At 41.4% G+C, this 9,754-nt stretch carries 7 protein-coding genes and 1 pseudogene; 4 read left to right on the plus strand and 4 right to left on the minus strand.

Going from position 1 to position 9,754, the window contains the following annotated elements; translation table 11 throughout:
* Positions 1 to 271: 271 nt before the first annotated feature.
* Positions 272 to 1,348 carry a mannose-1-phosphate guanylyltransferase gene (locus tag AC1DDX_RS18805; RefSeq protein WP_337718142.1) on the minus strand — a complete coding sequence of 359 codons (1,077 nt, stop codon included), beginning with the start codon at positions 1,346 to 1,348 and terminating at the stop codon, positions 272 to 274.
* 19 nt (positions 1,349 to 1,367) lie between these two features.
* The gene (locus tag AC1DDX_RS18810; RefSeq protein WP_172661985.1) at positions 1,368 to 2,759 is read right to left on the minus strand and encodes an undecaprenyl-phosphate glucose phosphotransferase; all 1,392 of its coding nucleotides are present in this window, start codon (positions 2,757 to 2,759) and stop codon (positions 1,368 to 1,370) included.
* 482 nt (positions 2,760 to 3,241) lie between these two features.
* Between AC1DDX_RS18810 and AC1DDX_RS18815 the strand changes: the two genes are divergently transcribed.
* On the plus strand, positions 3,242 to 4,750 hold the full coding sequence (locus AC1DDX_RS18815; RefSeq protein WP_337718140.1) for a capsule assembly Wzi family protein: 1,509 nt from the start codon (positions 3,242 to 3,244) through the stop codon (positions 4,748 to 4,750).
* Here the strand turns inward: AC1DDX_RS18815 and AC1DDX_RS18820 are convergent.
* On the minus strand, positions 4,747 to 5,688 hold the full coding sequence (locus AC1DDX_RS18820) for a nucleotidyltransferase family protein (RefSeq protein ID WP_172661987.1): 942 nt from the start codon (positions 5,686 to 5,688) through the stop codon (positions 4,747 to 4,749). The genes AC1DDX_RS18815 and AC1DDX_RS18820 overlap by 4 nt on opposite strands.
* A gap of 38 nt (positions 5,689 to 5,726) precedes the next feature.
* Positions 5,727 to 7,148 (minus strand): UDP-glucose 6-dehydrogenase, encoded by a 1,422-nt coding sequence (locus AC1DDX_RS18825; protein WP_172661988.1) that lies wholly within the window; start codon positions 7,146 to 7,148, stop codon positions 5,727 to 5,729.
* A gap of 424 nt (positions 7,149 to 7,572) precedes the next feature.
* Here AC1DDX_RS18825 and gmd point away from each other — a divergent pair.
* The 3 genes and pseudogenes from gmd to AC1DDX_RS18840 form a co-directional block, all read left to right on the plus strand.
* Positions 7,573 to 8,598 (plus strand): annotated as a pseudogene (gene gmd, locus AC1DDX_RS18830) (GDP-mannose 4,6-dehydratase); the annotation flags it as partial.
* Positions 8,599 to 8,609: 11 nt separating this feature from the next.
* The gene (locus AC1DDX_RS18835) at positions 8,610 to 9,359 is read left to right on the plus strand and encodes a WecB/TagA/CpsF family glycosyltransferase (protein ID WP_337718138.1); all 750 of its coding nucleotides are present in this window, start codon (positions 8,610 to 8,612) and stop codon (positions 9,357 to 9,359) included.
* Positions 9,356 to 9,754: NAD-dependent epimerase/dehydratase family protein (locus AC1DDX_RS18840; RefSeq protein WP_477622408.1), on the plus strand; the 399-nt coding region annotated here is incomplete at its 3' end. The genes AC1DDX_RS18835 and AC1DDX_RS18840, both read left to right, overlap by 4 nt.

Here is a 9,754-nt window from a genome sequence, read left to right on the forward strand (position 1 = left end):
CCCATGAGCATCTTAAATGCAATAAGAAATAAGATTGCCCTAAGAGTGGTTGCAGTGGTAAGTCATCAGAAACCTTATGTCAGTAATCAATTAATTGCGGCATAAATTATATTAAAAAATACTTGCATGAGTCATAACAATCATCTCGAGCGAAGGAGAGATCTCCTGACCAAACCAGATAGCTGCGACGAAAATATCCAGAGAAAAACAAAAAAACCGGCTGGGATAGCCGGTTCTTAAAACATACTTTATTTGACCTTATTAGAAATCCTTAAGAAAAATCATTTCCACAAACTTCAATTACATTATTGGATACCGCCTTTATCTCTTGCTCAAGGGCTTTTGGATAAATCAGCAAAATTTTGCCATCGTCAACTACAATATAATCATTCAGTCCTTTAATCACCGCTACTTTATCCTTCGGAATCTGAACCATACAATTCTCTGTCTCGGCCAGATTTACCCGGTGACCGGAAAAAACATTATTGTACTGGTCTTTGTCAAGCACCTCATAAAGGGAGGCCCAGGTCCCAAGGTCCGACCAGCCAAAATCACCCGGCACAGTATAAACATTGTCGGCTTTTTCCATGATGGCATAATCAATGGAAATATTAGGCGACAATGGGTAATATTCCTTTATAAAATCTTTCTCGCCTTCGGTATTGTAAAAAACCTTTCCTTTATTAAAAAGATCATAGATCTCGGGTGCATGTATTTCCAAAGCTTTCAATATCGATTTTACATTCCATACAAAAATGCCGGCATTCCACAGGTAATCACCACTGGCCACAAATTCTTTAGCCTTTTCCAGGTTTGGTTTTTCCAGAAACTGAATCACCTGATGTATCTCACCTGAGGTGGTCGGGTTATATTTTATATATCCATAACCTGTATCCGGTCTGCTTGGCGAAATGCCTAACGTAAACAACCTGTCATCTTTATCTGCCCCATCAAGCGCTATCCGGATCTTCTCCAGGAAAATATCTTCCTTCAATATCAGCTGATCTGAAGGGGCAACGATAATATTTGCTTCYGGATTCAGGTCTGCGATTTTAAAGGACGCATAGGCGATGCAGGGTGCGGTATTGTTTCTGGTAGGTTCCGCAATAATATTTGATACCGGCAGCTCCGGTAATTGCTGAGCAATCAAACCCGCATACTGATCATTACTTAAGATATATATATTCTCGGGCGGACAAAGCTCAGAAAATCGCTCAAAAGTGAGCTGCAACAATGATTTTCCAGTACCTAAAATATCAATAAACTGCTTAGGAAAGTTATTCCTGCTTTTTGGCCAGAAACGGCTTCCGATGCCTCCTGCCAAAATTAAAACGTAGGTGTTTTTCATTAATTTTATAGGTTAAAAATTAGAAAGCATTATCCTCACCGTGCATCACATTTAATACGGTCATAAAAATAATTTTCACATCGAACATAGAATCCCAGTTTTCCAGGTAGTGGATATCGCATTTCACACGGTTCTCCATATCCTCGGTCGCTTTTGTCTCTCCCCTAAATCCGTTAACCTGCGCCCAGCCGGTTATTCCGGGCTTCAAAAACTGTCTCACCATATACTGGTTGATTATGGCTTTATATTCTTCGGTATGTTTCAGCATGTGAGGCCTTGGACCAACTACGCTCATGCTACCCATAAATACATTAAAGAACTGGGGCATTTCATCTAAGCTGGATCTTCTCAGAAATTTACCTATAGGCGTAATTCGGTCATCATCCTTAGTGGCCTGCTTCTTATCACTGGCATCATTCACCTTCATGCTCCTGAACTTATAGCACCAGAAAGGCTCATCATTCCTGCCGCTTCTCAGCTGTTTAAACAAAACAGGTCCTTTGCTTTGCATCTTTATCAGTATAGCGATTAAAGGATAAAGCCAGCTCAAAATAAAAATGATCACCAAAGAGCTGAATACCACATCAAACAAACGTTTTTTGAATCTGCTGCTCATTTCTTCAAGTGGCTCTTTACGGAGCGTTATGATGGGAAACTCACCCCCCAGATAACTTACGGTGTAAGGAGTCCCTAAAGACCCTCCGAAATCAGGAATAAATTTAAGCCGGATACAATGCTTTTCGGCTTCCAGCATAAGTGGCTTCACATCGGTCATTCTTTCCGGCGCCACGGCAACGTAAAGATCCACCACACCATTACCCGCAGCCTCTGCAAGCTTGGTACAGGTCGCTTCAGAAAGTTCATTCCCACTCACCGAAAACATGTGCTCATCACCACCAACAATGCCACAAAACTGTATGTTCCTTTGTTTTTGGAAATAATTCGAAATCCGGACAGCAGTTCGGTTTGAGCCCATTACGGCAACTTTTTTCGCACCGTTAAACCGGGTTAAGAAATAGTACTGTATCGCAGTACCCAAGAAACGGTTCAATAAGAAAGAAAAGCAAAGCAGGACATAAAAGGTCAGCAGGAAGGTTTTCGAAAAGTCATGATCCTTCGACAACATCAGGTATCCGGTAAACAGGACAATGTGCAAAGCTACACTTCTCCAGGTTCCTCGATAGATCCTGGTGAGTTTTCTGGCACCATACAGTGTATACAAACCAAATACGGCGGTATTAAATAGCCAGATTAAATTGCAAACCACAAGATAATGCTGGTGAAGTTCATCTGGAATTGACTTTCCAAAACTAAGAGAGAGGTAATATGCGCTAAAATAGACGATGTTTAGCATAATTACATCAGTAATTAGCAAAACATATCTGAGGAGGTAGATGTAACGTGTTAACATAGGAATTCAGGATTAGTATTATCCGCAATTATAATTTCATAGTACATTCGATTTGATGCAAACCCAAGCACTATACAGGTACCGATGACTCGGACACCTCCTGTTGTTAAGACTTTTTTTATTATCATAGGGAGTGATTTTTATTTATATGTCTGTTATTAATGGTATTTTCTGGTATTTCGTCGTTTAATTCATATTACGGAGAGGACTTAGTGTAAAACATACACAAATTTAAAATTTTTAAGCAGAAAAAAGAATATATTTGATATAATTTTCAGCAAAAAAGTAATTTTACATCAATAAATCAACAAAATTCAAACCAAAAAATACTAAAACTATACTTTTAACATTAAATAATCAACAACTAAATGTAAATAAATTGTTAAAAGCAATATTTAACCAAAAAATAACATCAAAAATGTAAGAAAATCAAAAAATAATTCGTTTTATCCTGTACATCGAACACAAATCACATCAACCCTATGAATTTTATCTACCCTATTATCAGATCTTTAGTACTTTTTCTATTTATAACCTTTACGGTTGTCGTCAAAACAAACGCCCAAATTTTCGATAAAATCCAGACAGAAGCCGAACTGCAAGCCACGGGAACCACCGGAGATGTAGTACCTTTCTGGATGCGCTCAAATCAATATGGATCCGTACCGCTCGAGGGCGTATCCGGCAGTCTTATCCTCCGAGCATATAAACCTTACAGCCAGTACCTGCAAACCGACAGCAATAGCAACAGAAAAAAACTAGTCGACTGGGGCATGGGTTTCGAAGGAAGAGGAAATGCAGGCAATAAATCCAACCTCACCCTAATTGAAGCCTACGCAAAATTAAGAGTTGGCGTATTCCAGCTAAAAGCCGGCAGAAGCAAGGATGTAATGGGACTAAACGGCGACACCTCATTAAGCTCAGGTAACTTCACCATGTCAGGGAACGCACTGGGCATCCCTAAATTAGAGATCTCCATCCCGAACTACTATACGATCCCGGTATTCCAGGGCCTTTTTTCCATAAAGGGAAATTTCGCACATGGCTTGCTCGGAAAAATAAAAGGCTCCACAGAAAGCAGCTATTTACATCAAAAGTCCCTTTACATGCGGATCGGCAAGCCCGACTGGAAACTAAAACTCTACGGAGGCTTCAACCACCAGACTTTCTGGGGCAACGAAAAAGATCTTTACGGCGCGGACTTCGACCTATCCAAATTCGAAACACTTTATTATGTCTTCCTGGGAAAAACATATAAAGGCAAAGGCGTTGGGCGCTCCAAGATCGGCAACCAGATCGGATCACTGGACCTGGGTGCCGAATACAACTTCGAGAAATTCAAGATCATGATCTACCGCCAGAACTTCTATGATGTTGGGGCATTGGCAAAGCTCGCCAACATTGCCGATGGTCTAAATGGGGTCAGCATCGAAAACAACGACAAAAACACCAAAATCAGCGGATTCAAATGGAAAAAAGCGCTATTTGAATTCTTTTACTCCAAAGATCAGGCAGGCTATCCATGGTCTAAAAAAACCAAGTCCGGCGACGAAGACTACTACAACAATGCCTTTTACCGAAATGGCTGGTCTTACTTTGGACCAGGGATCGGAAATCCCCTGATCACGCCCGCAAGCGACGCAAGAGAAGGTCAGGCATCAAAAAAGGCAGACTATTTTATCAACAACAGGGTTGTAGCAGTACACCTGGGTTTTGAAGGTGAAATTGATACCTGGACGTTTGCAACTAAAATCACTCATTCCTGGAACTACGGAACCTTCGGAACAAGTATTTACGGAAATACAACAGGAAACAACAGCAGCCCCAGGTCCAACAACATATTCATCCCGGTTCAGCAATTTTCAGTCTACCTTGAAGGACTAAAGGCGTTGAAAAATAATTACAGGATTGGTTTTGCTACAGCGCTGGACCAGGGCAAGCTTTTAAATAATTCCTTCGGAGCGTCGCTTCGGTTGATCAAAGGCTTTTAAGCCCCCTGGTCAACTACCGAGAGCACTTCCCGCTCCCATAAATTTGCAGGGTAAACCCCCTGATCACTAAGTTTTTGAAGTTGCGCCTTCACAATGGGCGCATCTTCTTTGAACGTAACACCAAACCACCTGGCCTCGGTAGGAATCACTTTCACCGCACCTTTCCCCGAGTTAATCAGCGTATCGGTTACCTCAGGAATCAGGAATTCTGCTTTCAGGTCATCCAGATTCGCATCCAGGAATTTATAATACTCCAGTTCACTCCAATTCACAAAGGCCGGCGTAAAACAGAAGAAATTCATGCTAACCTTGGTATCTAAAGCAAGCTCAAGATCAGCCCCTGCAATTTTAGTAAATGCTTTTCCGTCTTTTTTGTAGATTTCTTTCCGTTCTGTAATGCCAATAATATTACCATCGGCATTCACATTGATCTCTCCCCTGGTAACCGATCCGTTATCACTTAACGTATTTTTCAACTCATATCCAACACAAGCATACTTGCCATCCTCAATACCATTACTCAAAAAATCGAACGATTGCTTAAAGGCATCAAACCCGTAAAAGTCATCTGCATTGATGACCGAGAAAGGAGCATCCAAAACATCCTTACAGCACAACAAGGCATGCTGCGTACCAAAAGGCTTCACACGCGCCTGGGGAATTGCGCGCCCACCACTATATTTATCTAAACTCTGATAAACATATTCAAGCTCAATTTTACCTTTTAACTTGGGCTCAATTGCCGCCTTAAAGGAATCCGAAAACTCTTCCCGGATAATAAAAATTACCTTTCCATACCCCGCCTTAATGGCATCGTATATGGAATACTCCATAATTGTTTCGCCCGAAGGGCCAAATGATTCGATTTGCTTGTTACCACCATAACGGCTCGCCATACCGGCAGCCAGAATTACCAAAGAAGGTTTCGACTTAAACATAATAAACTTAGGGATGTTAATTAACGAATATATAGATTTTAAACAGCAACCAGCTGCTTCTTTAAAGACTTGGTTCCTATAGACTGAACAATAAAGCCAATCGACCTTAATTTGTCTGCATCCAGCAAATTTCGTCCGTCAAAAATTTTTGCCGGCTTCAACATGCCGTCATAAATCCTTTCCCAATCGTAATCCTTAAACTCGTCCCACTCCGTAAGCACAGCTATTGCATGCGCACCTTTACACACCTCATAAGGATCAGCCCCAACACCTATACTCGCCCTGTTCTGCTCAGCAGTTCTGGAACCCAAATAATCCAGATCCGCATAAACCTGCCTTTCAACCACCTTCGGATCATACACCCGGAGTTCAGCCTGCTCATTCAACAAATAATCTGCCACATAGATCGCTGCAGATTCACGGGTATCATTGGTATCCTTTTTAAAAGCCCAGCCCAAAAACGCAATCTTTTTACCCGATACCGTATTGTAAAGTTTACGAACAATATTTAACGCAAATCTTTTTTTCTGATGATCGTTCATAATGATCACCTGCTCCCAGTAATCAGCTACCTCCGTCAGCCCGAATGACCTCGATATGTATACCAGGTTTAAAATGTCTTTTTGAAAACACGAACCACCAAAACCTACAGACGCTTTCAGGAACTTAGGACCGATACGACTATCCATCCCTATCGCTCTGGCAACTTCATTTACATCCGCTTCAGTTTTCTCGCACAACTCAGATATCGCATTGATCGAAGAGATCCGCTGCGCCAAAAATGCATTCGCAACCAATTTAGAAAGCTCAGATGACCATACATTAGTTGTTAAAATACGCTCTCTGGGAATCCAGTTGTTATAAATTTCAACCAGCGACTCAATAGCACGCTTGCCTTCCGGCGAAGAATCCCCACCAATCAGCACCCGATCAGGATTCAGCAGATCTTCCACCGCAGTACCTTCAGCAAGAAACTCAGGATTAGACAATACCTGGAATTCGATATCATTGCCTGCATATTGCAAAATATCCTTTATCGCCTCTGCGGTCCTTACAGGCAGGGTCGATTTCTCCACAATAATTTTATTTGACTTCGAAACTCTTGCAATCTGCCTTGCACACAATTCAATCCATTTCAAATCCGCGCCCATCCCCTTGCCCGAACCATAAGTTTTGGTTGGCGTATTCACAGAAATGAAAATCATTTGCGCTTCGTCTATGGCTTTATCCACATCAGTAGAGAAAAAGAGATTCCTACCCCTGGCTTGAGCAACCACATCGCTAAGCCCCGGCTCATACACCGGCATATTGTCCATATCCTGGTCGTTCCAGGCAGCTATCCGGGCCTCATTCAGGTCCACCACGGTTACTTTTATTTCAGGACACTGCTTAGCAATAATCGCCATTGTAGGGCCACCTACATAACCGGCTCCGATACAACATATGTTTGTAATTTGCATGATAAGTTAACATTATTTAAGTAAAACAATAAGGATTCAGATGATTTTTAATAAAACTTAACAAAAAGATAACATTGATCGTCATTTTTTTTGCATAAAACAACCAAATGCCTTACAAATATATAATTTAAGCTACAAAAAGAACAAGACTTCCCATTTTTAACAAAAAAATAATATTAAAATAACCAATTATTCATAATAATATATCATTATAGTAATAATAGAAGGCAAAAACTCAAGCTTTAAGCACATATAAACTAAAAAAGATAAAAAAATTTACTATTTTATCATAAATAATTACCAATTCTCATCATATAACCTTATTTTTACAAACAAATAAGGCAAGCATACACAAACAACACCACCAAATTGTTGTTTTTGCCTCAAATTTTAAAAAACAAGTAAATCATTCCCAATTAAATCTGGCGTTAAACGTCGCAGCTCGCTATTCAACACCGACCGTATTGATCACCTCTATCAGGATCCACACGAAAGCGACATCCGCTTCGTATTACATTACGGAGATTTAAGCGACTCAACTAACTTAATAAGGATCATTCAGCAAGTACAGCCTGATGAGATTTATAATTTAGGTGCAATGAGCCATGTTCAGGTAAGTTTCGAAACTCCTGAATACACCGCCAACGCCGATGGCATAGGAACACTCAGAATCCTGGAAGCCATCAGAATTCTGGGGCTGGTAAAGAAAACAAAAGTATACCAGGCCTCAACCTCTGAACTATATGGTCTGGTACAGGCAGTGCCACAGTCAGAAACTACTCCTTTCTATCCGCGCTCACCTTATGCGGTTGCAAAAATGTACGCTTACTGGATCACGGTCAACTATCGCGAAGCTTACGGTATGTTTGCCTGCAACGGCATACTTTTCAACCATGAAAGTCCATTACGCGGAGAAACATTTGTAACCAGAAAAATCACTCGCGGAACGGCTAAAATCGCACTGGGATTGCAGGATAAATTATACCTGGGAAATCTCGATGCACGAAGAGACTGGGGACATGCCAAAGATTATGTTGAAGCCATGTGGCTGATCCTGCAGCATGACACCCCTGAGGATTTCGTGATCGCAACAGGAATTACCACTACCGTACGTGATTTTATCAAAATGGCCTTTGATGAAGTAGGCATCACCCTTGAGTTTACCGGCGAAGGTGTAGACGAAGTAGGAACAGTTGTTTCCTGCAGCAATCCGGACTACCTGGTCGAAATCGGGAAAGAAGTTGTAGCAGTAGACAAGCGTTACTTCCGCCCTACAGAAGTGGACCTATTGATCGGTGACCCTTCAAAATGTAAAGAAAAATTAAAATGGGAGCCAAAATATGACCTGGCAGGATTGGTCAACGATATGATGAACTCAGATTTACAGCACTTCCAAAAGGAAAGAATGCTAAAAGAATCAGGATATGCAGTTAAAAATCAATTTGAATAAAATGCATCATTATGTTAGTAAAAAAACGACTTCTTTCCATTGATGTATCAAGTGGATCGTACAACGAATTTATAGGCGCTATTCTTAAATACGCCATAGAAAGGGTTTCATCTTACGTTTGTGTTGCCAATGTGCATATGCTCATTGAGGCACACAACACCCCTAAATATGCAGATGTGGTAAATCAGGCCGATATCGTAACTCCAGATGGTATGCCTTTGGCGCAAGGCTTCAAATATGAATACAACCTGAAACAGGACCGCGTAGACGGAATGAGTCTGCTGCCTGCACTCCTTGCCGAGTGCGAGAAAAGCGACCTGTCTGTTTATTTCTACGGTGGCGATCAGAAAACACTGAACACCGCAGAAACGTATATCCGCGAGGCTTATCCAACTTTAAGGGTAGCAGGCCTGTATTCCCCACCCTTTCGCAAGCTTACTGACGCAGAAAAGCTGGAGGATGAGCAACGGATTAAAGATTCCGGCGCTCACCTGATCTTTGTTGCCCTGGGCTGCCCTAAACAAGAAATGTGGATGGCCGAAATGAAAGGCAAAGTCCCTGCATTAATGATTGGTATCGGAGGTGCACTACCTGTATTCACAGGCGCACAAAAGCGGGCACCAAAATGGATGCAGGACAATAGTCTGGAATGGGTTTATCGCTTAATACAGGAACCAAAAAGACTATTTAAGAGGTATTTAACAACAAACAGTAAGTTTTTATACTTGCTTGCCAAAGAAAAACTGAAAACCAAGTCATGAAACATACTTCAAAAATCTATATAGCCGGTCACAACGGTATGGTCGGATCTGCAATAGCAAGAAAATTGCAGCAACAAGGCTATACCCAAATTATCACACGCAGTTCAAAAGAATTAGATTTAAGGAATCAACAGGAAGTAAACGACTTTTTCGCAACCGAAAAACCGGAATATGTATTCCTGGCCGCAGCTAAAGTGGGCGGTATTATGGCAAACAATGTCTTCAGGGGCGAATTTCTATACGAGAATTTAATGATCCAGAACAACGTGATCCATGCCTCGTACCTGAATGACGTGACCAAACTGATGTTCCTGGGTTCGTCCTGCATCTACCCCAGAATGGCACCACAACCCTTAAAAGAGGAATATCTGCTCACAGGCGAGCTGGAGCAAACC

The organism is Pedobacter sp. 10L46_2, from assembly GCF_056395165.1.